This window comes from Actinomadura sp. NPDC000600 (genome assembly GCF_040492135.1).
Taxonomy (GTDB): Bacteria; Actinomycetota; Actinomycetes; order Streptosporangiales; family Streptosporangiaceae; genus Spirillospora.
Map to the genome: position 1 here is coordinate 261,877 of NZ_JBEUPD010000006.1, position 24,039 is coordinate 285,915.

At 71.0% G+C, this 24,039-nt stretch carries 24 protein-coding genes; 15 read left to right on the forward strand and 9 right to left on the reverse strand.

Annotated elements, in window-relative coordinates:
• Positions 1-31 precede the first annotated feature (31 nt).
• Complete coding sequence (locus ABWI07_RS12010; RefSeq protein ID WP_308800803.1) at positions 32-757, reverse strand: DedA family protein; 726 nt, start codon at positions 755-757, stop codon at positions 32-34.
• 169 nt (positions 758-926) lie between these two features.
• Here ABWI07_RS12010 and fbaA point away from each other — a divergent pair, with 169 nt between their 5' ends.
• The 4 genes from fbaA to ABWI07_RS12030 all read left to right on the forward strand — a co-directional run bounded on the left by fbaA (position 927) and on the right by ABWI07_RS12030 (position 3,896).
• Entirely contained in the window at positions 927-1,949 is a 1,023-nt protein-coding gene (fbaA, locus tag ABWI07_RS12015) for a class II fructose-bisphosphate aldolase (protein WP_149260510.1), read from the forward strand.
• Positions 1,950-2,025: 76 nt separating this feature from the next.
• On the forward strand, positions 2,026-2,475 hold the full coding sequence (locus ABWI07_RS12020) for a winged helix-turn-helix transcriptional regulator (RefSeq protein WP_149260511.1): 450 nt from the start codon (positions 2,026-2,028) through the stop codon (positions 2,473-2,475).
• A gap of 191 nt (positions 2,476-2,666) precedes the next feature.
• A complete protein-coding gene (locus tag ABWI07_RS12025) occupies positions 2,667-3,281 on the forward strand; it encodes a TIGR03086 family metal-binding protein (RefSeq protein ID WP_268843259.1) in 615 nt (204 codons plus the stop codon).
• 84 nt (positions 3,282-3,365) lie between these two features.
• Entirely contained in the window at positions 3,366-3,896 is a 531-nt protein-coding gene (locus ABWI07_RS12030) for a GNAT family N-acetyltransferase (protein WP_235036934.1), read from the forward strand.
• A 29-nt stretch (positions 3,897-3,925) separates the two neighbouring features.
• Here the strand turns inward: ABWI07_RS12030 and ABWI07_RS12035 are convergent, their stop codons facing one another.
• The gene (locus tag ABWI07_RS12035; RefSeq protein ID WP_149260514.1) at positions 3,926-4,720 is read right to left on the reverse strand and encodes an SAM-dependent methyltransferase; all 795 of its coding nucleotides are present in this window, start codon (positions 4,718-4,720) and stop codon (positions 3,926-3,928) included.
• Between the two features lie 271 nt (positions 4,721-4,991).
• On the opposite strand from ABWI07_RS12035, the gene ABWI07_RS12040 reads away from it, so the two are divergent.
• From ABWI07_RS12040 to ABWI07_RS12050, 3 genes are all read left to right on the forward strand, one after another.
• Complete coding sequence (locus ABWI07_RS12040) at positions 4,992-5,861, forward strand: hypothetical protein (RefSeq protein ID WP_149260515.1); 870 nt, start codon at positions 4,992-4,994, stop codon at positions 5,859-5,861.
• Between the two features lie 102 nt (positions 5,862-5,963).
• Positions 5,964-6,386: a DUF3151 domain-containing protein gene (locus ABWI07_RS12045; RefSeq protein WP_149260516.1), complete on the forward strand. Its 423-nt coding sequence runs from the start codon at positions 5,964-5,966 to the stop codon at positions 6,384-6,386.
• A gap of 173 nt (positions 6,387-6,559) precedes the next feature.
• On the forward strand, positions 6,560-7,843 hold the full coding sequence (locus ABWI07_RS12050) for an adenylosuccinate synthase (protein ID WP_149260517.1): 1,284 nt from the start codon (positions 6,560-6,562) through the stop codon (positions 7,841-7,843).
• 23 nt (positions 7,844-7,866) lie between these two features.
• Here the strand turns inward: ABWI07_RS12050 and ABWI07_RS12055 are convergent, their stop codons facing one another.
• A complete protein-coding gene (locus ABWI07_RS12055) occupies positions 7,867-8,082 on the reverse strand; it encodes a hypothetical protein (RefSeq protein ID WP_149260518.1) in 216 nt (71 codons plus the stop codon).
• On the opposite strand from ABWI07_RS12055, the gene ABWI07_RS12060 reads away from it, so the two are divergent.
• Positions 8,069-8,911, forward strand: a complete 843-nt coding sequence (locus ABWI07_RS12060; protein ID WP_353818547.1) for a glycerophosphodiester phosphodiesterase family protein — start codon at positions 8,069-8,071, stop codon at positions 8,909-8,911. The two genes, ABWI07_RS12055 and ABWI07_RS12060, sit on opposite strands and share 14 nt — an antisense overlap.
• 219 nt (positions 8,912-9,130) lie before the next feature.
• On the opposite strand, the gene ABWI07_RS12065 is transcribed toward ABWI07_RS12060, so the two are convergent.
• Positions 9,131-10,216 (reverse strand): magnesium and cobalt transport protein CorA, encoded by a 1,086-nt coding sequence (locus ABWI07_RS12065; RefSeq protein ID WP_149260520.1) that lies wholly within the window; start codon positions 10,214-10,216, stop codon positions 9,131-9,133.
• 368 nt (positions 10,217-10,584) lie between these two features.
• On the opposite strand from ABWI07_RS12065, the gene purD reads away from it, so the two are divergent.
• The 6 genes from purD to ABWI07_RS12095 all read left to right on the forward strand — a co-directional run bounded on the left by purD (position 10,585) and on the right by ABWI07_RS12095 (position 18,858).
• Positions 10,585-11,835, forward strand: coding sequence for a phosphoribosylamine--glycine ligase (gene purD / locus ABWI07_RS12070; protein ID WP_149260521.1), 1,251 nt, complete (start codon positions 10,585-10,587; stop codon positions 11,833-11,835).
• A gap of 34 nt (positions 11,836-11,869) precedes the next feature.
• Complete coding sequence (locus ABWI07_RS12075) at positions 11,870-13,015, forward strand: low temperature requirement protein A (protein WP_149260522.1); 1,146 nt, start codon at positions 11,870-11,872, stop codon at positions 13,013-13,015.
• Entirely contained in the window at positions 13,008-14,318 is a 1,311-nt protein-coding gene (gene purB / locus ABWI07_RS12080) for an adenylosuccinate lyase (RefSeq protein ID WP_149260523.1), read from the forward strand. Before ABWI07_RS12075 ends, purB begins: the two co-directional genes overlap by 8 nt.
• An 8-nt stretch (positions 14,319-14,326) precedes the next feature.
• Positions 14,327-15,115 carry an MOSC domain-containing protein gene (locus ABWI07_RS12085; RefSeq protein ID WP_149260524.1) on the forward strand — a complete coding sequence of 263 codons (789 nt, stop codon included), beginning with the start codon at positions 14,327-14,329 and terminating at the stop codon, positions 15,113-15,115.
• A 269-nt stretch (positions 15,116-15,384) separates the two neighbouring features.
• Positions 15,385-16,671: a UDP-N-acetylglucosamine 1-carboxyvinyltransferase gene (gene murA, locus ABWI07_RS12090; protein ID WP_353818548.1), complete on the forward strand. Its 1,287-nt coding sequence runs from the start codon at positions 15,385-15,387 to the stop codon at positions 16,669-16,671.
• 855 nt (positions 16,672-17,526) lie between these two features.
• Positions 17,527-18,858: a transcriptional regulator gene (locus ABWI07_RS12095; protein ID WP_141579421.1), complete on the forward strand. Its 1,332-nt coding sequence runs from the start codon at positions 17,527-17,529 to the stop codon at positions 18,856-18,858.
• Between the two features lie 109 nt (positions 18,859-18,967).
• Here ABWI07_RS12095 and ABWI07_RS12100 read toward each other — a convergent pair whose 3' ends face one another.
• Positions 18,968-19,141 carry a type II toxin-antitoxin system prevent-host-death family antitoxin gene (locus tag ABWI07_RS12100; protein WP_149260525.1) on the reverse strand — a complete coding sequence of 58 codons (174 nt, stop codon included), beginning with the start codon at positions 19,139-19,141 and terminating at the stop codon, positions 18,968-18,970.
• Between the two features lie 53 nt (positions 19,142-19,194).
• Here ABWI07_RS12100 and ABWI07_RS12105 point away from each other — a divergent pair, with 53 nt between their 5' ends.
• Positions 19,195-20,427 carry an RNA-guided endonuclease InsQ/TnpB family protein gene (locus ABWI07_RS12105; RefSeq protein WP_149260526.1) on the forward strand — a complete coding sequence of 411 codons (1,233 nt, stop codon included), beginning with the start codon at positions 19,195-19,197 and terminating at the stop codon, positions 20,425-20,427.
• 13 nt (positions 20,428-20,440) lie between these two features.
• On the opposite strand, the gene hisC is transcribed toward ABWI07_RS12105, so the two are convergent.
• The 4 genes from hisC to ABWI07_RS12125 all read right to left on the reverse strand — a co-directional run bounded on the left by hisC (position 20,441) and on the right by ABWI07_RS12125 (position 24,003).
• On the reverse strand, positions 20,441-21,514 hold the full coding sequence (gene hisC / locus ABWI07_RS12110) for a histidinol-phosphate transaminase (RefSeq protein ID WP_353818549.1): 1,074 nt from the start codon (positions 21,512-21,514) through the stop codon (positions 20,441-20,443).
• 39 nt (positions 21,515-21,553) lie between these two features.
• Positions 21,554-21,847 (reverse strand): DUF6401 family natural product biosynthesis protein, encoded by a 294-nt coding sequence (locus tag ABWI07_RS12115; protein WP_149260528.1) that lies wholly within the window; start codon positions 21,845-21,847, stop codon positions 21,554-21,556.
• A 57-nt stretch (positions 21,848-21,904) separates the two neighbouring features.
• Entirely contained in the window at positions 21,905-22,579 is a 675-nt protein-coding gene (locus ABWI07_RS12120) for an NUDIX hydrolase (protein ID WP_149260529.1), read from the reverse strand.
• Positions 22,580-22,656: 77 nt separating this feature from the next.
• Complete coding sequence (locus ABWI07_RS12125) at positions 22,657-24,003, reverse strand: SPFH domain-containing protein (RefSeq protein ID WP_149260530.1); 1,347 nt, start codon at positions 24,001-24,003, stop codon at positions 22,657-22,659.
• Between the last annotated feature and the right edge of the window lie 36 nt (positions 24,004-24,039).

Here is a 24,039-nt window from a genome sequence, read left to right on the forward strand (position 1 = left end):
GGTCCGACCGGTGACGTCCCACATGGGGAGGTTAGCGATAACTGTCACCGCTGAGCGACGGACGGGACTCTTCGGGACCATTCTTATTCGGACCGTGGTCCGTTTTGCGCCCCTTCAGGACCTCCCGAATGATCGGAATGACCGAAAGAACCAAGATGACCGCTACGCCCGGGAGGATGTACTTCTCAACGTCGGGCACTTCGGACCCGAGGAAGTGGCCGAGGAGGAACAGCGCGTCCGTCCAGACGATGCCGCCGATCGCGTTCCAGACGAAGAACTTCTTCGCGTCCATGCCGAGCATCCCGGCGAGCGGGTTCAGGAACGTCCGAACGATCGGGATGAACCGGGCGAGCACCACGGCCTTCGCGGGACCGAACCGGTTGAAGTAGTACTCGGCCTTCTCCACCCACTCGTGCTTGAAGATCCGGGAGTCGGGCCGGTCGAAGAGCTTGCGGCCGTAGCGGGCGCCGAGGAAGTGGCCGAGCTGGGCGCCGGCGATCGCCGCCACCGGGCCGCCGATGAGCAGCCAGGGCAGCGACAGCGGCTGGAACTCCTGCCCGTTGACGGTCGAGACCGCCGTGAGGATCCCCGCGGTGAACAGCAGCGAGTCGCCCGGGAGGATGCAGCCGACCAGAAGGCCGGTCTCCGCGAAGATGATGGCGAGCACGCCGATCGTCGCGAACGTGCCGAAGAGCTGCAGCCACGCGGTGGGGTGCAGCCACTCCATGATGTCAAGGGGAAGGGCAGTGAGATCCACACCGCGAGCGTACCTTTCCCCACGCTCCGATTAGGCGAGATACTGAGCGCGGACGGCATGCCCGAACCGGAAACCGCGTGACCTGGGCACTCACTGGGTACGCGGACGTCCGGGAGCTACCGCCCGGCCGGATGCCCGGCGGCACCCTGCGTATGAAAGGACGCTGACAATGCCCATCGCAACGCCCGAGGTCTACGCGGAGATGCTCGACCGTGCGAAGCGCGACGGCTTCGCCTTCCCCGCGATCAACGTGACGTCCAGCCAGACGCTGAACGCCGCGCTGCGCGGGTTCGCGGAGGCCGAGAGCGACGGAATCGTGCAGGTGTCCACCGGCGGGGCCGAGTACCTGTCCGGCTCCACGGTGAAGGACATGGTCACGGGCGCGACCGCGCTGGCCGAGTACGCCCGGGTCGTGGCGGCCAAGTACCCGGTGAACATCGCCCTGCACACCGACCACTGCCCGAAGGACAAGCTGGACGGCTTCATGCGGCCGCTGGTGAAGATCTCGCAGGAGCGGGTGGCGCGCGGCGAGGAGCCGCTGTTCCAGTCGCACATGTGGGACGGGTCCGCCGTCGAGCTGCACGAGAACCTGCAGATCGCCGCCGAGCTGCTGGAGGAGTGCGCCAAGGCCCGGATCATCATGGAGATGGAGATCGGGGTCGTCGGCGGCGAGGAGGACGGCGTCGCCAACGAGATCAACGAGAAGCTGTACACGACGCCGGGCGACGCGATCGCGACCGCCGAGGCCGTGGGCGTCGGCGAAAAGGGCCGCTACATCCTGGCCGCGACGTTCGGGAACGTGCACGGCGTCTACAAGCCGGGCTCGGTCAAGCTGCGTCCCGAGGTGCTCAAGGAGATCCAGGACGCGGTCGGCGCCAAGTACGGCAAGGACAAGCCGTTCGACCTCGTGTTCCACGGCGGCTCCGGCTCCACGCTGGAGGAGATCCGCGAGGCGGTGTCGTACGGCGTCGTCAAGATGAACATCGACACCGACACCCAGTACGCGTTCACCCGTCCGGTCGCCGAGCACATGTTCCGCAACTACGACGGCGTGCTGAAGGTCGACGGCGAGGTCGGCAACAAGAAGCAGTACGACCCGCGCTCGTGGGGCAAGGCGGCGGAGGCCGCGATGGCCGCCCGCATCGTCGAGGCCGCCGAGAACCTCCAGTCCGCCGGCAAGAAGCTGAAGTAGTGGAGCGGGCCGGGGGCCGCACGGCGGGCCCCCGGCCGAGCCCGTTGCCTGACGAAACGCGGGTAGGGTCGAAGGCGTGGCACTGCCCCGCACGTACGAGTCGCAGAACTGCTCGGTCGCCCGCTCGCTGGAGGTCGTGGGCGACCGCTGGACGATGCTGGTGATCCGCAGCGCCTTCCAGGGCGTGCGGCGCTTCGACGACTTCCAGGACGCCCTCGGCGTGGCCCGCAACGTCCTCACCGACCGGCTCAACCGGCTCTGCGACGAGGGCATCATGCGCCGCGTCAGGTACCAGGAGCGGCCGGACCGGTACGAGTACCGGCTGACCCGCAAGGGCGTGGAACTGTGGCCCGCGGTCATGACCCTGATGATGTGGGGCGACCGCCACTACGCGCCGGACGGCCCGCCCCTGGTCATCGGCCACCGGGGCTGCGACGGCACGCTGACCCCCCGTTTCACCTGCGATTCCTGCGGGGCGCAACTCGGCCCCGGCGACGTCGATCCCCGTCCCGGCCCGAGCGCCTGATCTGGCGGTACAGCGCACCTTCCCCGCGAAACGTGCGCCTTTCTCGATAAACGCCGACGTTTCATTTTTCTCGGCGGCCGCAGGATTGGCTCCGCCAGGGCCGCCGATGAATTCTCCGCGCGGCGGCGGTCTGCCCTGGTGACCGTCCTAGCGAGCGGAGGAGCCGAATGCGGGAATCGGCCGGCGCGTCAATGTCCCTCCCACCGAGTACGCCCCTCCCTTCGAGCCCGTCCCCGCCATCGAGCGCGGGCATCCTGGAGTGCTCGATCGGTTTCCTCCTGACCGCCGTCCAGCCCGTCACTCGGCGAATGCTCACGCGCCCGACGCCGTGCGCCGAATGGGATCTCCACATGCTGCTGCTGCACATCGGCGACTCCCTCGCCGCGGTGCACGAGGGTTTGGCGGCGGGCCGGATCGGCCTCCGCCCCGTCGCTGTCGAACCGGCCGGCGACCCGGTGTCGGCACTGCGCGTGCAGGCCGTTCGCGTGCTCCGCCACGCCAGGGCCTCCGCCGCCTGCCCGGGCCGCGGCACGAGGGCGGCGATCGGCGACCTGCGGATCCCCGGCGAACTGGTGGCCGGCGCGGGTGCTCTCGAAGCGGTCGTGCACGGTTGGGACGTCGCGCAGGCGACCGGCGCAAGGCAGCCCGTCCCTCCAGGTCTGGCCGTGCACCTCCTCACGGTGGCGAGAACCCTGGCGCCGCCGGACGGGCGCTGTCCCCTCTTCCGCGAACCGGTCGAAGCGGGTCCGCACGCGTCGCCCGGCGAACGCCTCGTCGCCTTCCTCGGCCGCCGCCCGCCGCCCTGACGGGCCGGCCGCCGCCCGGATCGCGGCGCGATGCACCGGGCTCGTGGGTTGCTTCACACAACTTCATGCGGTCCAATAAGTTGTGTGAAGCAACTCGATGTGCGCAGCGCCGCTCGCATTGACGCCGCGCTGGCCGACGTCCGGATCCGCCCGTACGGGATCACCGACGGCCCCCGCGTCCGGCGGATGTCGGAGCGGCTCTCGGCCGCCAGCCTCTACACGCGCTTCTTCTCGGGGACGCCCCGCATCCCCGACCACTACATGGGCCTGCTCGACCGCCTCGACCACTGGGACCGCGACGCCCTCGTCGGCCTGGACGGCGACGAGATCGCCGGCATCGCCGAGTACGTCCGCGACCCCGCGCGGCCCTGGCGGGCGGACGTCGCCGTCCTCGTCACCGACCCGTGGCAGCAGCGGGGCCTGGGCACCACCCTCGTCGGCCACCTAGCGCGACTGGCCGCACGGCGCGGAATCAACGAGTTCGACGCGGACATCATCCTCACGAACCGGCAGGGGCTCCACTTCGTCCGGCACGGCTGGCCGTCCGCCCGCTCCACCCTGGACGGCGGCGCGGCCCACTTCACCCTGCCTCTCGCCGGCGCCACCATTCGCTGAGGCCGGTCAAGAAGGTTCGGCACGTCCGCTCATGGTTTGCGGGCCACGCCGCCGTAGAGGCCGACCTGTTCGGGCGGGACGACCGGGCCCTCGGGGCGCCAGGACGTGATGTAGCCGAGGCCGGGGTCGACCGGTTCCAGGCCCGTGAAGAACCCGTTGATGGCGTCGCGGTTCCGGGGAGTGATCTGGGCGCTGGGAGCCTGCCTGGTGTACTCCTCGGCGGCGTCGGACGCCCCTTGCGGGTTCTCCTCGGGCGTGCCGTGTGAGATCACGAGGTAGGAGCCGGGCGCCAGCCGGTCCACCAGCCTTGCCACGATGCCGTGCACGCCGTCCTCGTCCGGGAGGAAGTGCAGGATCGCGACCAGGAGGAGGGCCACGGGCTCGTCGAAGTCCAGCGTGGCCGCCGCGTGCTCCAGGATCGCGTCCGGCTCGCGCAGATCGGCCTCGACGTAGTCGGTGGCGCCCTCGGGGGTGCTGGTGAGCAGGGCGCGCGCGTGGACGAGGACGACGGGGTCGTTGTCGGCGTAGACGACGCGGGCCGCGGGCTCGATCCGCTGCGCCACGTCATGGACGTTGTCCTGCGTCGGCAAGCCCGTCCCGATGTCCAGGAACTGCCTGATGCCGGCCTCACCGGCCAGGTACCGGACGGCCCGTCCGAGGAACGCGCGGTTCTCCCGGGCGACCAGGCGCATGCTGGGAATGATCTTCAGCAGCCCGTCGGCGACCTTGCGGTCGACCTCGTAGTTGTCCTTGCCGCCCAGCAGGTGGTCGTAGACGCGGGCGGGGCTCGGGACGGACGTGTCGACGCCCTGCGGCCTGCTCATCGGTTGATCGTAGGCGGACGCGGCGGCGAGCTCCAGATGCGTTCCGCGGCTCCGGACGCGGCATCGCTCCGCCGTGCCGCCGGCGAACCGCCGCCCCTGGTGGGAGCGCGGGCGGCACGGCGATTACTGACCGGTAGCGGCCACGGGGACGGCACGGAGACGCTGCACGGGATCTTGAGATCGGGAGAAGTGGATCTTTACAGTGTGGACTGGTTGGAACGTTCTCAAGCGCTGCGATCGCGTGCGCCCGCCAGGAAGGCACCCCACCCCCATGAAGTTCTCCACTTCCCGTGCCCGGATGCGCGCCCTGCTCCGGTCCGCCCGGCTGCTGTCCGCTCTCGCGCTGACCGTGCCGGCCGCCGTCGTCGCCCTCGGCGCCGCGCCCGCGGCCGCCGACTTCGGCGAGAACGCGCCCGTCGAGTTCGACTTCGGCGACTGCCCCGACCAGCTGCCCGTCGGCGCCGACCCCGCCAACTGGCAGTGCGCGGTCATCGTCCTCAGCGGCGGCACGATGAAGCTCGGCTCGATGACGCAGCAGATCACCGAGCCGGTCACGATCACCATGCAGTCCAGCTTCGACCCCGAGACGTCCGAGCCCGTCAACATCTTCGTGAGCATGCGGTCGAAGGCGATGACCGTGCCGGACGGCGCGCTCGGCATCCCCGGGACGGGGTCCCTCCCGCTGCTCGGCCTCAAGGTCAAGACCCAGTACGTCGGCAGCTTCAGGCTCTACACCACCGACCAGGGCCAGTACGCCTCCACGATCGACATGAGGATCAAGCTCAAGAACGATCTGCTCGGTGACGGCTGCTACATCGGCTCCAAGAAGGCACCGATCTCGCTGAACCTCGTCGGCGACGACGGCTCGGTCGAGTGGTTCGACAACGCCATCGCCATGAAGATGAACGACACGACGTTCTCCGTCCCCGCGAGCAGCTGCGGGGCGCTCGGCTGGCTCGTCGACTTCCGCGCCGGACTGCCGTCGGCGTCCGGGAACAACGCCGCGAACTTCCAGATGTACCTGACGAGCAAGAGCTACACCGAGTTGTTCCCGGCCATGCGGACCCAGGTCAAGGGGGCCGGCTCGACGGCACCGAAGCTGACGGACCTGGTCGCCTCCCTCTTCGGATCCGGCAAGTAGCACGCGGCGGGTGCGGGCAGCCCCTGTCCCCTGGGCGCGTCCGCGCCCAGGCGGCGGGGGCCCGCGCCCCGGGTTGTCGGGCGCCCGCCGGGGCTGCTTACGATGGCCCGCATGACCCAGAACCTGCTCGGCGGCCCCGCTCCGACCGAACTTCCGGACAACGAAGAGGCCCGGACGGCCCTGGAGAACGGCATCGACCCGTTCGAGGTCGCCGCGCGCCACCCGGACTACCCGGGCGCCTGGGCCGAGCTGGCCGACCGCTCCTTCGCCAAGGGCAGCGTCATCGACTCCTACGCGTTCGCCCGCACCGGCTACCACCGCGGGCTGGACCAGCTGCGCAGGGCAGGCTGGAAGGGCCACGGCCCCATCCCCTGGGAGCACGAGCCGAACCGCGGCTTCCTGCGCGCCCTGCACGCCCTCGCCCGTGCCGCCGCCGCCATCGGCGAGGACTCCGAGGCCGAGCGCTGCCGGACCTTCCTCCGCGACAGCAGCGCCGCCGCGGCCGACGCCCTCAACGGCTCCTGACGCAGGCGGTCCGGCGGCCGGACGGGCCGTCCGCCGGACCCGCCGCCCAAGGCCCCGGCCGGGGGCGGATCCGCCTCCGGTTTCCTTGCAGCCCAGCTGAGGGTACGCTTTGATCGCAAGAGGCCCCTTCGCTTGCGGCGACCGGGGCCTTCGTCGTGGGAAGGAAAAGTGGCATGCCTGCCATCGTTCTTGTCGGTGCCCAGTGGGGAGATGAGGGCAAGGGCAAGGCGACAGACCTGCTCGGCGGGGACGTCGACTACGTCGTCCGCTACCAGGGTGGCAACAACGCGGGCCACACGGTGGTCATCGGCGACAAGAGCTACGCGCTGCACCTGCTGCCGTCCGGAGTGCTGTCGCCCGACGTCGTCCCGGTCATCGGCAACGGCGTGGTGATCGACCCGGCGGTGCTGCTGCAGGAGATCGACGGGCTGCGGGACCGCGGCATCAGCTGCGAGCGGCTGCTGATCTCGGCGAACGCGCACCTGATCATGCCCCACCACCGCGCCCTCGACAAGGTCACCGAGCGCTACCTCGGCAAGGCCCGGATCGGCACCACCGGCCGCGGCATCGGCCCCACCTACGCCGACAAGATCAACCGGATGGGCATCCGGGTCCAGGACCTGTTCGACCCGAACATCCTCACCCAGAAGCTCGACCTGGCCCTGCGCGAGAAGAACCAGGTCCTCACGAAGGTCTACAACCGCCGCCGCATCGAGACCGGGCCGATCGTCCAGGAGTACCTGGCCTACGGCGAGCGCCTCAAGCCGTTCGTCGCCGACACCACGCTCGTCCTGAACAAGGCGCTGGACGACGGCAAGGTCGTCCTGCTGGAGGGCGCGCAGGGCACGCTGCTGGACATCGACCACGGCACCTACCCGTTCGTGACGTCCTCCAGCCCCACGGCGGGCGGCGCGTGCGCGGGCTCCGGCGTCGGCCCCACCAAGATCACCCGCGTGATCGGCATCCTCAAGGCGTACACGACCCGCGTCGGGTCCGGGCCGTTCCCCACCGAGCTGCTGGACGAGCAGGGCGAGTACCTGCGCACGACCGGCGGCGAGTACGGCGTGACCACGGGCCGCGACCGCCGCTGCGGCTGGTTCGACGCCGTCATCGCCCGCTACGCCACCCGCGTCAACGGCATCACCGACTACTTCCTGACGAAGCTGGACGTCCTGTCCGGCCTCGAACGGGTCCCGGTGTGCGTCGCCTACGAGGTCGACGGCGTCCGGGTGGACGAGCTGCCCACCACGCAGACCGAGTTCCACCACGCCAAGCCGATCCTGGAGTACCTCGACGGCTGGCAGGAGGACATCACCGGCGCCGAGAAGTTCGAGGACCTGCCCGCGAACGCGCAGGCCTACGTCCGGGCACTGGAGGAGATGTCCGGCGCCCAGATCTCCGCAATCGGCGTAGGCCCGGGCCGCGACCAAACACTTTCCTTGCGACCTCTCGTTTAATGCGCTTTTCTCCTCCTTCGGGCCTAGCGGCCCTCCATCGTCGAAAAACGCGGGCGATCGCTGGCATCGCTCCGTCTCGCCTTGGCGGCTCGCTGCGCGATCAGGTTCTCGCTTCGCTCGAACCTGCCTTCGGACGCGATCGCAACCATTGAGGTCGTCGCGTGGTTGCTGTGGTGGCCGGGGTCTGCGCCCGCGCGTTCGGTCACGGACGGTAGCGTGCGTTCGGTGATCTCCATCATCGAGGTGCACGGACATCGTGGGGCGCGGGGCCTCCGTCCGGAGAACACCCTGCCCGGCTTCGCCCATGCTCTCGACCTCGGCGTCGACACCATCGAGCTGGACGTGGGCATGTCCTCGGACGGCGTCGTCGTCCTCGGCCACGACCAGGTGGTGTCCCCCGCCGTCCTCGCCGACACGGGCCCCGCCTGGCCGGGCGACCCCGCCTACCCCTACGTCGGCAAGCCCGTCCGCGAGCTGTCCCTAGCCCAGCTGCGGACGCTCGACGCGGGCCTGAGCTGCGACGCCGCCCCGATGCCCGGCACCCGCATCCCCACGCTCGCCGAGGCGTGCGCCCTCCTGGCCCCCGCGGACGTGGGGCTCTCCGTCGAACTCAAGACGGACCCGACCTGGACCGACGAGGAGGTGGAACTCCTCACCGCCGCCGTCGCGGCCGTCCTGAAGACCTTCGGCTGCACCGAGCGCTCCCGGCTCCTGGCCTTCGACTGGCGCGTCCTGGCCGAGGCCCGCCGCCACTACCCGGACCTGGGCCGCGTCGCCCTCATGGAACGCAAGACCCTCGCCCCCGGCACCGGCTGGCTGGCGGGCCACTCCCCGGCCGACCCGGTCGCCGCCGCCTTCGCCCTGGGCGCCACGGCCGTCTCCCCCGAACACGCGATGACGACACCGACCCTGATCGACCAGGCCCACGCCCTGGCCCTCCCCGTCATCGTCTGGACGGTCAACACCCCCGCAGACATGACCCGCTTCATAACCCAAGGCGCAGACGCAATAGTCACCGACTACCCCGACCGCCTGCACGCCCTCCTAGCGGCGACCCCAGTCCTCTGATCCGCAAAGCCCAGCCCTTCGCTCTGGGTCACGACGCTCAGCCACCGCCGCAACCCCGCAGCGACCTCAATGGCTGCGATCGCGTCCGAAGGCAGGTTCGAGCGAAGCGAGAACCTGATCGCGCAGCGAGCCGCCAGGCGAGCCGGAGCGATGCCAGCGATCGCCGCGTTTCTCGACGATGGAGGGCCGCCAGGCCCGAAGGAGGAGAGAAATGCAGTGTCAGAGCCAGCCGTTGCGGCGGAAGCCGCGGTAGAGGGCGAAGCAGGCGAGGGTGATGACGCTGAGGATCATGGGGTAGCCGTACTGCCAGCGGGTCTCGGGCATGTGGTCGAAGTTCATGCCGTAGACGCCGGCGATGGCGGTGGGGACCATGAAGATGGCGCCCCAGGCGGAGATCTTGCGCATGTCCTTGTTGTCGGCGACGGTGACCTGGGTCATGTGCGCGTGGAGGATGGGGTTGAGGAGCTCGTCGTAGGACTCGACCTGCTCGCGGACGCGGGTGAGGTGGTCCTCGACGTCGCGGAGGTACTCCCTGATCTCGGCCGGGACGAAGCGGCGGCCGGACAGGCTGCGCAGCGGGCCGGCGAGCGGGCCGACGGCGCGCTTGAGCTGGATGACCTCGCGCTTGAGCCGGTAGATGCGCCGGGACTCGTCGGTGCGCTCGGGCGAGAAGACGGCCTCCTCGACCTCGTCGATGTCCTCCATGACGGCGTTGGCGACGCCGACGTAGCCGTCCACGACGCGGTCGGTGACGGCGTGCAGGACGGCGGCGGGGCCGAGGGCGAGGCGGCCGGGGTCCTTCTCCAGCTGGCGGCGGACGGGGCCGAGCGCGCCGTGGGCGCCGTGCCGGACGGTGACGACGAAGTCGGGGCCGCAGAACAGCATGATCTCGCCGGTCTCGACGACCTCGGCTCCACCGGGGCCGCTGGAGACGTAGCCGACGGTCTTCATGACGACGAAGTGGACGCCGTCGTAGCGTTCGAGCTTGGGGCGCTGGTGGGCGTGGATCGCGTCCTCGACGGCGAGCGGGTGCAGGCCGAAGACCTCGGCGAGGTCGCTCAGCTCGGCGGCGGACGGCTCGTGGAGGCCGACCCAGACGAAGCCGGCGCTGTCGCCGTCGGGGACGAGCCGGCCGTCGCGCACCAGGCGGACGGCGTCGGCGACGGTTTCGGTGCTGACGCGGTGGCCGTCGATGTAGGCGGCCCAGTCGATGACCGCCGAGTCGCGGTTCGGAGCCTGCACGCCGCTCGGGCGGCCGCGCGTCTTGAAGAGCACGCGGCTGGGGCGGACTCGTGTCATGGCCATGAGGTGCTCCTAACCCGCCGGCCACGCACGCAGCGCGCGCTCAACCCCCGCTGGTCAGCGAAGGGAGCGCGCGAGGGCGAAGGCCGGGCGCCAGATGGAGGCGGACGGAGGGACAGCCCTGTCCGGACTGTGAGGGTTCTCTGGCGAACTGCAAGTATCACCAGGACTCATCCCGACCACCTCCTTTCACGCGCCTCGACGGCGGGCGGTCAAGCCCGTCGCAGCCTACCAGCCGATATGTAGGACGCCGCCCGTATCGGTGAGGTTCACACGCCCCCCGTGTGACGGCGGCCTCACCCCGCTCCATCCCCGTCCGCACGGGGGTTATGCGCCCCCGGCGCGGCAGCGCGGACCAGTAAGCTCACGACGTGCGAGTACTCGTCCTTGGATCGGGTGGCCGCGAGCATGCGCTCGCCCGCGCCCTGCACCGCGACCCTGCCGTCACCGCCCTCCACTGCGCCCCGGGCAATCCGGGCACGGCAGAGATCGCGGACAACCACCAGCTCGATCCGACGAACCGCACGGCGGTGGTGGAGCTGGCCACGCGGCTCCGGATCAGCCTGGTCGTCGTCGGGCCGGAGGCCGTGCTCGTGGCGGGCGTGGGTGACGCCCTGCGCAAGGCCGGCATCCCCTGCTTCGGGCCGGACCGGGCCGCCGCCAAGATCGAGGCGTCCAAGGCGTTCGCCAAGGAGGTCATGGCGGCGGCGGGGGTGCCGACCGCCGACTCGCGGGTCTGCGAGTCGACCGGGCAGGCGGAGGAGGCGCTCGACGCCTTCGGCCCGCCGTACGTGGTGAAGGACGACGGGCTGGCGGCCGGCAAGGGCGTCGTGGTCACCGAGGACCGCGACGAGGCGCTGCGGCACGCGGACGCCTGCGAGCGCGTCGTGGTCGAGGAGTACCTGGACGGCCCCGAGGTCTCCCTGTTCGCGCTGTGCGACGGGCAGCACGCCGTCCCGCTGCTGCCGGCGCAGGACTTCAAGCGCGCCTACGACGGCGACGAGGGCCCGAACACGGGCGGCATGGGCGCCTACACGCCGCTGCCCTGGGTGCCGCCGGGTCTGGTGGACGAGGTCATGGCCGCGGTCGTCCAGCCGACCGTCGACGAACTGCGCCGCCGCGAGACCCCGTACGTGGGCGTGCTGTACGCCGGGCTCGCCCTGACGTCCAGGGGCGTGCGGGTGGTGGAGTTCAACGCCCGCTTCGGCGACCCCGAGACCCAGGTCGTCCTGGACCGGCTGGCCACCCCCGTCGCCACGCTCCTCCAGGCGTGCGCGATCGGCGGGCTCGACCCGGCCCTACGGCTTGAATGGCATCCGGGCGCGGCCGTCACGGTGGTCGTGGCGGCCGAGGGCTACCCTGCCGCTCCGGTGAAGGGCGACGAGATCACCGGCCTGGACGAGGCCGCCGCGGTGGAGGGCGCCTACGTGCTGCACGCGGGCACCGGGCTCGGCGGCGAGGGGCAGCCGGTCGCGAGCGGCGGGCGCGTCCTGAACGTGGTCGGCACCGGACCCGATCTCGGCGCCGCCCGCGCCGCCGCGTACGAGGCCGTCTCCAAGATCGGTCTGCGCGGCTCCCACCACCGCACCGACATAGCGCTGAAGGCGATCTCCATGCCATGATTACTTGATTACAACTAATCAAGTGAGGTCAGGCATGGCTTCCTCCTCCGTGCCCGTACGCGAAGAGGTCTACCGCGTCACGACGCTGGAGCTCTTCTTCGACCTGGTGTTCGTCTTCGCGGTGACCCAGCTCAGCCACGTCCTGGTCAAGGAACTGAACGTGCTGGGCCTGCTCCAGATCGTGCTGATGTTCGGCGTCCTGTGGTGGATGTACGGCGGCTACGCCTGGCTGACGAACACGCTCACGCCAACGACGACGGGACGGCGGCTGCTGCTCCTGGTCGGGATGGCCGGGTTCTTCATGGTCGCCCTGGCCACCCCGACGGCGTTCAAGGGCGGCGGCGTGCTGTGGGGCCTCGGGTACCTGGTGCTGGTGCTCGCCCACGTGACGCTGTACGCGCAGGGCAATCCGCACATCCTGCGCGTCCTGCCGGCCAACCTCCTCGCGGCGGTGCTCATCATCGTCGCCGGGATCCTCGACCACGGGCCGGGGGTGTACGTGCTGTGGACGCTCGCGCTCGTCGTCCCGATCGTCCAGCCGTACATCGTGCCGCCGGGCGGGCTGTTCACCATCCAGCCCGCGCACATCGTGGAGCGGCACGGGCTGCTCGTCATGATCACGATCGGCGAGTCGGTGATCGCGGTCGGGGCGGGCGCCGAGCACGCGCACCTGGACCCGGGCCTGGTCGTCGCCGTGCTGCTCGGGCTGGCGCTCGCGGCCGCCGTCTGGTGGAGCTACTTCGCCAGGGACGACGAGCGCGCCGAGGAGTCGCTGACCGCGGCGGACGACCTGCGCCGCACCCAGATGACGATGTTCGGCTACTTCTACGCCCACATCCCGCTGGTCGTCGGGATCATCGTCGCGGCGGCCGGGATGGGACAGGCCGTCGGGCACGCCTGGGACGCCCTGCACCTCGGCCCCGCGCTCGCGCTGGCCGGCGGCGTCGCGCTCTACCTGGCGGGCGACGTCGCGTTCCGCCGGATCGTGCGCATCGGGCCGTCCCGGATCCGGCTCGGCGCCGCCGCGGTCGCGCTCGCGGCCACCCCGCTCGGCCTCTGGCTGGCCGCCGCGGAGATCGCCGCCCTCGTGCTGGTGATCGTCGCCGCGCTGGCACTCGAACACGCGGCGACCCGGCCGGACGCGGCGGTTCCCGGCCTGGGACAATCGTCGGGTGATTGAGCGCTACACCCTTCCGGAGATGGGACGCGTCTGGAGCGACGCGCACAAGTACGAGCTGTGGTGCCAGGTGGAGGTCCTCGTCGTCGAGGCCCACGCCGAGGCCGGCACGATCCCTCCGGAGGTGGTGGAGCCGGTGCGCAAGGCGCCGCCGCCGACGCCGGAGGCGGTGCACGCGATCGAGGCGGTGACGCAGCACGACGTGATCGCCTTCCTGTCGGCGTGGGCGGACAACACCGAGCCCCGGGAGGCGGCCCGGTACGTCCACTTCGGCATGACGTCGTCCGACCTGCTCGACACCGCGCTCGCGCTCCAACTGGTCGAGGCCACCGACATCCTGCTGGAGAAGGCGGACGCGCTCGTCGCGACGCTGCGCGACCACGCGCTGGCCCACCAGGCGACGCTGCGGGTCGGGCGGACGCACGGCATCCACGGCGAGCCGGACGTGTGGGGCCACCGCGTCGCCGACTTCGCGTTCGCCATGGCCCGGTCGCGCGACCGGCTGCGGCGCGCCCGCGAGGCCGTGGGCGTGATGGCGATCTCCGGCGCGGTCGGGACGTACTCCAACATCGACCCGGCGATCGAGCTGCACGTCGCGCGCAAGCTCGGCCTGAAGGCCGCCGACGTGTCGACGCAGGTCGTCATCCGCGACGGGATCAGCGAGTGGGTGTCCGCCCTGGCGATCATGGCGACGGTGTGCGAGGCGATCGCGCTGGAGGTGCGGCACGGGCAGCGCACCGAGGTCCGGGAGCTGTGGGAGCCGTTCGGCAAGGGCCAGAAGGGCTCCTCGGCGATGCCGCACAAGAAGAACCCGATCATCTCCGAGCGGCTGGCGGGGATGGCGCGGATCGTGCGGGCGCAGATCGTCCCGGTGCTGGAGGGCATCCCGCTGTGGCACGAGCGCGACATCTCGCACTCCTCCACCGAGCGGATCGCGCTGCCGGACGCCTCCATCGCGCTCGACTACATGCTGAACCTGACCAACCGCCTCATGTCCGGACTTGTCGTTGACGAGGCCCGCATGCGGGAGAACCTGGACTCGACCGGCGGGCTCATCTACACCTCGACCGTCCTGCTGGAGCTGGTCGAGGCGGGCATGTCGCGTGACGACGAGGCGTACCCCCTCGTCCAGAAGGCCGCCATGGAGACGTGGGAGACCGGGACGCCGTTCCGGGAGACGCTGCGCGCCCACGCGGCGGAGGCGGGCCTCACGCTGGACGAGAAGCGCCTGGACGAGGTGTGCCGCCCCGAGCGCTTCGTGGAGCGCCTGGCCCCGATGTTCGACCGCCTGACCGCTCTCAGTTAGGAGGGGCCGTGAGGGGGATCCTGACCGAGCTGAACGCCTACCCGCTCAAGAGCGGCGGCGGGACCGCGCTGCGCACCGCCGAACTGACCGCGCGCGGCCTGCCGTTCGACCGCGAGTTCATGCTGGTCACCCCCGAGGGCCGCTTCCTGTCCCAGCGCGACCACGCCCGGATGGCGCTGATGAGCCCGTCCTACGACGGGACGGTCCTCACGGTGGACGCGCCGGGCGCCTCGCGGCTCGTCCACAAGGCCGTGGACGCGGGCGAGGTGCGGGAGGTCTCCGTCCAGCGGTCGGAGTGCCAGGGCGTCGACCAGGGCGACGAGGCGGCGGCCTGGTTCGGCGACCTGCTCGGCGCCGACTGCCGCCTGGTGCGCTTCACCGGGCGGCGGCCCACGCGCCGCGGCGGCGGCGAGGTCATGTTCGCCGACGGCTACCCGCTGCTGGTCATCTCCGCCGAGTCGCTGGCCGACCTCAACACGCGGCTCGACGAGCCGCTCCCGATGAACCGGTTCCGCCCGAGCCTCGTCGTCGAGGGCCTCGGCCCCTACGGCGAGGACGAGGTGCGGCTGCTGCGCGTCGGCGAGACCGTGATCGAGATGGTCAAGCCGTGCTCCCGGTGCGTCATCACCACCACCGACCAGCGGACCGCCGAACGCGGCCGCGAGCCGCTGCGGACGCTCGCCTCCTACCGCACCCGGGAGCGCGGCATCCAGTTCGGCCAGAACTGCGTTCCGCGCGTCCTCGGCACGCTCACGGTGGGCGACCCGGTCGAGGTCGTCGAGGTCCGCACCCCTTGATGATCTTCAAAACACCGGCGGCGGGGGTTCGCCGCCCCTAGGCTCCTTCTGGGAATTTTCCCAGGGAACGCGAACCTTTGGCGTGTTCCGGAAGTCTCAACGAGCAGACTGACGCCCGCGGGACCAAGGCCGGACACCACACCTCCGGCCCGATGGTTTACTGGGGTCGCGTCGGCAACGGGGGGACACCGTCAGGCACGCTCGGCCCTCGTGCTCCCAACTGGATCGCACACGCAACCGCACCCGAGAGGAAGTTAGGCGGCATGAGCATGGGCCACGAGGTTCGCTACCGCATGCGCGGCGGCCGGCAGCTGCACGGCACGGTCTTCATCCAGGGCGCGAAGAACGCCGTCCTGCCGATGATCGGCGCCTCGCTGATGGCCTCCAGGGGACGCACCGTGCTGCGCAACGTCCCGATCATCGAGGACGTGCGGCGGGCGGTGGAGCTCGCGCGGGCCGTGGGCGCCAAGGCCGAGCTCCACGAGACCGAGCGCACGCTGGTGATCGACGCGTCGTCGCTGAACAGCCCGGTGCTGCCCGCCGAGATCGCGTCCCGGTTCCGCGGCTCGTTCCTGTTCGTCCCGGCGCTGCTGCACCGCCTCGGCGAGGCGGTCATCGAGGGCGTCGGCGGCTGCAACCTCGGCAGCCGCAACCTGGACTTCCACTACAACGGCTTCAAGCGGATGGGCGCCACGGTCACCGAGCACGTGGCCGACAACGGCGACGGCATCATCCACATCAAGGCCGGCGACCTGCGCGGCGGCACGCTCTACTGCGACACCCCCTCGCACACCGGCACCGAGAACCTGATCATGGCGGCGGCGCTGGCGCACGGCACCACGCTGATCAAGAACGCGGCGCTGGAGCCCGAGGTGCTGGACAACATCGCCATCCTCCAGGCGATGGGCGCCCGGATCAGCGGCGGCGGCACCGGGTTCATCACGGTCGAGGGCGTGGACGAGCTGACCGCCGTCGAGCACACCGTGATGCCCGACCGGATCGACGCAGGCGTCTTCGTGATGGCCGCCGCGATCACCGGCGGCGACCTCAGCCTCGTCGGCGCCTCGCTGGAGCACCTCGGCGTCGCGGCCGACAAGCTGGAGCAGATGGGCGTCGAGTTCCACCAGCAGGGCGCCGTCCTCCAGGTGCGCCGCGACCGGACGCTCCGCCCGATCAACGTCATCACCGACGAGTACCCGGGCTTCGCCACCGACCTGCAGTCGCCGATCATGGCGGTGTCCTGCCTCGCCGAGGGCCCGTCCTACATCTACGAGCGGATCTTCGACGGCCGGTTCAAGCTGGCCGGCGAGCTGGCCAAGATGGGCGCCGACATCGAGGTGGACGGCAACCGCGCGAAGGTCAACGGCCCGCGCGGCCTGCGCGGCGCCGAGGTCGCGGCGCACGACCTGCGCTGCGGCAGCGCCCTCGTGCTGGCCGGCCTCGCCGCGGAGGGCGAGACCACCATCACCTCGGCCTACTACCTCGACCGCGGCCACGCGCACACGGCCGAGCGGCTCTCCCAGCTCGGCGCCGAGATCGTCCGCGAGGTCGGCTAGCCCCGCCCGCCACGCCGCGCCGGACCCCGGCGCGGCGTTTTGGCGCGCCGTCAGGACCCGGCGTTCCGGCTCGGCGCCCCGGGGCGGGGATCGGCCGAATGTGGCCTCGGCCTGACCAACTCCCGGTTGATCCCTGACGGGCCGTGTAACGAACCACTGCAATTCGCCTGAGCTATGCGTTACCATCCGACTACGCACGGCACGGGCGAGGCGTCCTTACTGTCCGAAGCCCGACTCTCTGACCTGCGCAGTCATGCCTGGAACGGTCCCGATCGACCTGACCGTAACGCGGTAAAAAATCACCTGCCGGCGCGGACGGCCCGCTCCGGACGGATCCCTCGTCTTTCCGGAGCGGCCGAGATCGGGTCGCCGGATTTCGGCCATCGGGTAAACCAAACGGACGCCGCAGGGGTCCCTCCAGTACGTAGGTGCGTCAGGAAGGGGCCTCCGCGGTGATTTCGGGTCTTGTTTTTCTACTTCGGACATCCGAAGATGCAGGATCAAGGCTGGCCGAATGGTGACAAATTACTGACCAGGGGGTCCCGTAGGTTACTTTTTCGCCGCACTCTTGATTCGATTTCGCGTCTGGGTGTCACATCACGTCGCCCTGACCCGATCTGCCAGCTGGAAGGAGCTCGTGTCCGCTTCACCGGAACGGACGAGAGCTCGGGTAAGAGGACCCGCCCCGCTTCGCGGAGGCGGGCCCGCGGGAAGGCGAATCGCACGGGAACTGCGGTGCTGGGTCAGAAGGCAGGGGCGACAAGCCATGAGTCAACCGTTGGGCGGAACGTGCGCGAGCAGGTGGCCGGGGCGGCGACCCCGCCGAGAGGCCGGATCGGAAGCGAGCGATCATCGATGACGGCGGCACGAACGGGGTCGGTCACCCCCGACCTCACGATCGGTGTCGTGGGCCCTCATGACCTCGTGGAACGGGTCATGCTGATGGGCCACGGCCCCACACCCGTACCGAGCAGGCTGGTGGCCGCCGCGTACCGCGACGAGCAGGAGGCGGCCGACAAGGTCGTCCGCCTGGGCTCGGGCGTGGACGTGTGCCTGTTCGCCAGTCCCGTCCCGTACGACTTCGCGCGCAAGGCCGGCGTCCTCACGATGCCCGCCACCTACGTGCCGCTGAACGGCGCCGCCCTGCAGGGCGCGCTGCTGCGGGCGTCCCTCGACGAGCGCTTCGACCCCGCCCGGGTCAGCATCGACGTGCTCGGCCGCGCCGAGGTCGAGGAGGCCTACTCCGAGATCAGCCTCGGCACCGAGCAGGTGCACCTGCGCGAGGAGGCCGCGGGCCCCGGCACGCTCGCCGCCTTCCACGAGCGGCTCTGGCGGCGCGGCGCCACGACCGTCGCGATGACCTGCGTGCACGCGACCGCCGAGCGCATGGAGATGGCGGGCGTCCCGACCATCCGCGTCCGGCCGACCGGGGCCGCGATCCGCAGCTCCCTGCAGACCGCCGCGCTCCTCGGCGCCCACCACCGCCTCGAGGAGTCGCAGCTCGTCGTCGTGCTCGTGGACGTCCCGACCCTCCGCGAGACCCCGCGCCGCGTCACCCCCCGCTACTGGCGCGACGAGCTGAAGCTGGCCCTGCACCGGGTGCTCCTCCAGGAGGCGCACCGGATGAACGCCTCCGTCTGGCCCGTCGACGACCACAGCTACCTCGTCATCGCGACGCGCGGCTCCGTCACCGCGTCCACCGAGGGGTTCCGCACCCCGCCGTTCGTCGAGCGCGTCCGCGAGGAACTCGGCCTCGCCATCGAGGTCGGCATCGGCATGGGCCGCACGGCCCACGAGGCGGAGAACCACGCCCGCGCCGCCCTGGCGCGCTCCCAGAGCTCCCAGCGGGCGCAGGGCTTCGCGCTCGACCGCGACGGCCGCGCGCTCGTCCCCGCGCCCCGCACGCCGCCGCGCGCCCAGCCGCAGGCCAAGCCGAAGGGCCTGGAGATCCTGGCCCGGCTCGCCGACAAGCTCGGCGACCAGGAGCAGCCCCTCATAGTGGACGCGGAGAACGCCGGCAAGATGCTCGGCGTCACGCCCCGCACGGCCCGCCGCCTCCTGCGCACCCTGGTCGAAGAGGGCCTCGCCTGGCCGCTCCCCCCGAACCGCACCCCCCAGCCGGGCCGCCCCCGCCAGCTCTACCGCCTGATCGTCGAGAAGCTCGGCCCGGCCGCGAAGACCAGCTGAGGGATCGGTCGGCTACCGGGTTGCGGGACAGTGCTTGGGCTTTCAGGCCGGGGGTGAAGGCCCGAGCGGGAGGGCTTTCAGGCCCGAGCGTGCCTTGACCGGGCCGGCATTAGGGGGCGTCGTGGTCCGGGTCGGCGGCTTCGGCGATGGGGACGGGGACGATCGCGGCGATGCGGCGGCCCCGGTTCGTGATGTAGGTGATGCGTCCCCGGACGGCGGCGTCGTTGAGGACGTCGGCGAACTGGCGGCGTGCGTCGGCGACGCTCATCTCTTCCGACTTCATGAACGTCAGTGTACGACCAAGCTTCTTAAAGTGCATGGATGTACAATCCAAGCGTGCAGCTCAGGTACAACTTCCGGCTCTACCCGACCCCCGGCCAGCAGCAATCGCTGGCGCGGGCGTTCGGGTGCGCGCGGGTAGTGTTCAACGACGCCCTGCGTGCACGCCAGGAAGCGCATGCGGCGGGGCTGCCCTACCCCTTGGACGGGGAACTGTCCAAGCGGGTGATCACGGAGGCGAAGAAGACCGGCGAGCGGGCGTGGCTGGGCGAGGTGTCGGCCGTCGTCCTGCAGCAGGCCCTGGCCGACTTGAACACCGCCTACCGCAACTTCTTCGCCTCGGTGTCGGGCACGCGCAAGGGCCGCGGGGTCGCGCCGCCCCGGTTCCGGTCCCGCAAGGACCGGCGCCAAGCGATCCGGTTCACCCGCAACGCCCGCTGGAGGATCACGCCGGGCGGGAAACTGCGCCTGCCCAAGATCGGGGACGTACGGGTCCGGTGGTCACGGAACCTGCCGTCCGAGCCGTCAAGCGTGACAGTGATCAAGGACGCGGCCGGACGGTACTTCGCCTCGTTCGTGGTGGAAGTGCCGGACGAGCCCCTACCGCAGGCGGCAGCCGATGTCGGCATCGATCTGGGGCTCACGCATTTCGCGGTGCTGTCGGACGGCCGGAAGGTGTCCTCGCCGAGGTTCCTGCGCCGCGCCGAACGCCGTCTCCGCAAGGCCCGGCAAGCCCTGTCGCGCAAACAGAAGGGATCGGCGAACCGCAAGAAGGCCGCCGCGAGGGTCGCGCGGCTGCACGCCCGCGTCGCCGACGCGCGCCGGGACCATCACCACAAGCTCTCCACCCAGTTGATCCGTGACAACCAAGCGGTCTACGTGGAGGACCTGGCGGTGAACGGCCTTGCGCGTACGCGGCTGGCCAAGAGCGTGCACGACGCGGGCTGGTCCCGCTTCGTGGCGATGCTGGAATACAAGGCCGCCCGGCACGGCCGCTCCTTCGCGCGGGTGGACCGCTGGTTCCCCTCCTCCAAGCTGTGCTCGACCTGCGGGACCTTGGCCGAGTCGATGCCGCTGAACGTCCGGTCGTGGACCTGCCCGTGCGGGGCGGTCCACGACCGGGACGTCAACGCCGCCATCAACATCCTGGCCGCCGGGCAGGCGGACAGGCTAAACGACCGTCGAGCGCAGGTAGGACCGGGACACGTCCCGGCACCGCGCAGTGAAGCGGTAACCCACCCGGACGCAGCACGGTCAACGCGCAGCGTGGAGGGAATCTCCGTCCTTTAGGGCGGAGAGGATGTCAACGGTTGAAGGTCTTGGCGACGGCCAGGAAGGCGTCGTTCTCCTCCGGGGAGCCGATGGAGACGCGGGCGCCCTCGCCGTCGAAGGGGCGGACGCTCACGCCCTGGGCGTCGCAGGCTGCCGAGAACTCCATCGTGCGGTCGCCGAGGCGCAGCCAGACGAAGTTGGCCTCGGTGGGCGGGACCGTCCAGCCGTCGGCGAGGAGGGAGTCGCGGACGCGGACGCGTTCCTGCACCGTGCCCTCGACGCGCTGCATCAGCTCGTCGGTGGCCTCGAGGGACGCGATGCCGGCGGCCTGCGCGACGGAGTTCACGCTGAACGGCAGGAACGTCTTGCGGATGGATCCGGCCACGAGCGGGTGCGCGACGAGGTAGCCGATGCGCAGGCCCGCGAGGCCGTAGGCCTTGGAGAACGTGCGCAGGATCGCGAGGTTCGGGCGGTCGCCGTAGAGGGTGAGCCCGTCGGGCACCTCTTCGTCGCGGATGTACTCGCGGTACGCCTCGTCCAGCACGACCAGGCAGTCGGCGGGAACGCGGTCGAGGAACGCCTCGATCTCCGCGCGGCGCACGGCGGTCCCGGTCGGGTTGTTCGGGTTGCAGAGGAAGATCAGCCGCGTGTTCTCGGTGATCGCGTCCGCCATCGCGCTCAGGTCGTGGGTCTCGTCCCGCAGCGGCACCTGGACGCTCGTCGCGCCCGACAGCGACACCAGCAGCGGGTACGCCTCGAACGACCGCCACGCGTAGACGACCTCGGCCCCCGGCTCGGCGACGGCCTCCAGCAGCATCTGGGTCATCCCGACGGAGCCGCAGCCCACCGCGACGTGGTCGGCGGGGACGCCGCAGAAGGACGCGATCGCCTCGGTCAGCGCGGTCGCGTTGTTGTCCGGGTAGCGGTTGACGTTGCGCGCCGCCTCGCCGATCGCCTCCACGACCGAGGGGAGCGGCCCGTGCGGCGACTCGTTCGACGAGAGCTTGAACGAGCGCCCCTCGGGCGACACCACGACCTTGCCGGGCTTGTAGGCCACGAACCGGTCGAGGACGGAGCGGAAGCGGGGTGTGGTTGCCTCGGACACCGTTGTCCTCCAGATTGCACAGGGGTGATGATCCCCAGCCTACGCAGCGTCCCTCATCATCCAACAAACCGCCACGATTCGGACGAACTCCCAGTCCCGGGTGTCGGCGGGCCACCATCCCCGGTTGAAGGCGTCCTCCGCGAAACCGTGCAGGTACCCCATGAGCTCCTCCGCGCCGGGCGGTTCGCCCGGTGCGCCGAGCTCGTCGCGGAGGCTGGCCACGTGCTGGTCGACGGCCGCCGCGAGACCCGGGGAGCCGGCCATCTCCGCGACGCCCGCCTCACCGATGTCCCGGACGATCAGGCCGAGCGCTTCTGGCGAGTCACCGTTCATAGGGGGTGAAACTAGCAACGGTCCGGCGCTGCTCGGAACATCACCCCAGGTAAAAGCTCATCCGCGGGGCCGCAGCATGGGCGGCCGCAACTGCTCGGCGTCGCCCCTGCGGTACAGCCTGGCGGGGCGTCCGCCGTCGCGCGTCGTCGTCCGGTCGGTCGGGATGAGGAACCGGTCGGCGCCGGTCACCTTCCGGTGGAAGTTCCGCGGGTCGAGGGTCGTGCCCCACACGATCTCGTAGACGCGGCGGAGCTCGGCGACCGTGAACTCCGGCGGGCAGAACGCCGCCGCCAGCGAGGTGTACTCCAGCTTCGCCCGCGCCCGCTCCATCCCGTCGCACAGGATGCGCCGGTGGTCGAACGCGGCCCGGTCGTGGTGCAGGAGGTCGTCCACGGCCGTCCACAGCACCTGGGCCCGGCTGGACGCGGGCAGGTCGGGCGCGAGCCCCAGGTACGCGACGCTCACCACGCGCTGCCGGGGGTCGCGGTCCGGGTACCCGTAGGTCGCGAGCTGCTCCAGGTGGATCCGCACGTCCGCGAGCCCGGCCCGCTCCGCCATCAGCCGGGCCGCGGCGACCGGCAGGTCCTCGTCGAGCTGGATGAACCCGCCCGGCAGCGACCACGCCCCCTCGTAGGGCGCCCGGTCGCGCCGCCACCGCAGCGCGCACAGGCGCTGCTCCCGCACGGTGAGCACGACCAGGTCGACGGAAACGGCAAGCCGCGGCACGGACATGCAACGAACTTAGCGGGACCGGCCCACCTCCGAGGCCAGGAAGGCCCGGCGGGGCCGGGCCTTCCGCGCATCGGCGACTAGTCCTCCTTGGGGATCTCCACCGGGACGGTCGCCGCCGGGGCGCCGCCGTGGCCGTTGGCTCCGACCGGGGCGCTCTGGGCGTTCAGGTTGCCCAGGAGCTGGCGGGCGACGCCGAGGCCGGTGCCGCCGAGGGTGAGGGCCTTGGCGAGCATGTCCTCCACGCCCTGCGCGCCGTTCAGCACGACCATGTTGTCGACGTTGCCGAACACGCCCGCGCCCGCCTCGACGATCTGCGGCCACTTCTCGGCGAGCTGCTGGGCGATGACGGCGTCGGTGTTCTCCGCCAGCGCCTCCGCGCGGGCCTTGATCGCCTCGGCCTCGGCGAGGCCCCTGCGCCGGGTCGCGTCCGCCTCGGCCTCACCGATCAGCCGGATGGCCTCGGACTCGCGCTGCGCCTTGAGCTGGACCTCCGTCGCGGCGGCCTGGGCGTAGGAGATGCGCTCCTCGCGCTCGGCCTCCGCCAGCTTGACCTGCTCGTAGGCGCGGGCGTCGGCGGGCTTGCGGACCTCGCTCTCCAGCCGCTTCTCGGTGCGCTCGGCCTCCAGCTCGGCGTTGCGGGTCTCCTTGAGGATGACCTCCTGCCGGGCCTGCTGCGCGGCCTGCTGCACCTGGCCCTCGTACTCGGCCTTCTTCATCTCGGTGTCCCGGATGACGGCCGCGTTCTGCCGCTCGGTCTCCTGCTCGCGCGCGGTGGCCTCCTGGTTGCGCTCGGCCTCGGCGATGCGGGCGGCGGCGGCGACCCTGGCGGCGTGCGGGCGGCCGAGGTTGGTGATGTAGCCGGTCTCGTCGTCGATCTCCTGGATCTGCAGGGAGTCCACGACCAGGCCGAGCTTGCTCATCTCGTCGGCGGCCGAACCGCGGGTCTCGGAGGTGAGCCGCTCGCGGTTGAGGATGAGGTCCTCGACGGTGAGGTTGCCGATGATGGAGCGCAGGTGGCCGGTGAACAGCTCGTGGATCGCGCCGTCCATCGAGTTCTGCTGCTCCAGGAAGCGGCGCGCGGCGTTGGCGATCGAGACGAAGTCGTCCCCGACCTTGTAGATGACCACACCGCGGACCTTGACCGGGATGCCCTGCTGCGTCACGCAGTTGACCTCCAGGTTCGCGGCGCGGCTGTCGAGCCGCAGCCGGCGCGCCGTCTGGAAGCCGGGCAGGACGGACGTCCCCTTGCCCGTCACGATCTTGAATCCGAGGCTGTCCACCCCGTCGATCGGCTTGGACTTGGCGCCGAGCCCGGAGATGATCAGGGCCTCGTTCGGCTCGGCGACCCGCCAGACCATCTTGAACAGGATGATCAGCACGATGATGGCGACGACGACGCCGCCCGCCACGGCGAGCACGGGCATGGGGCCTCCTCCTCCGGGGGTTGGGCGGCCGGCCCC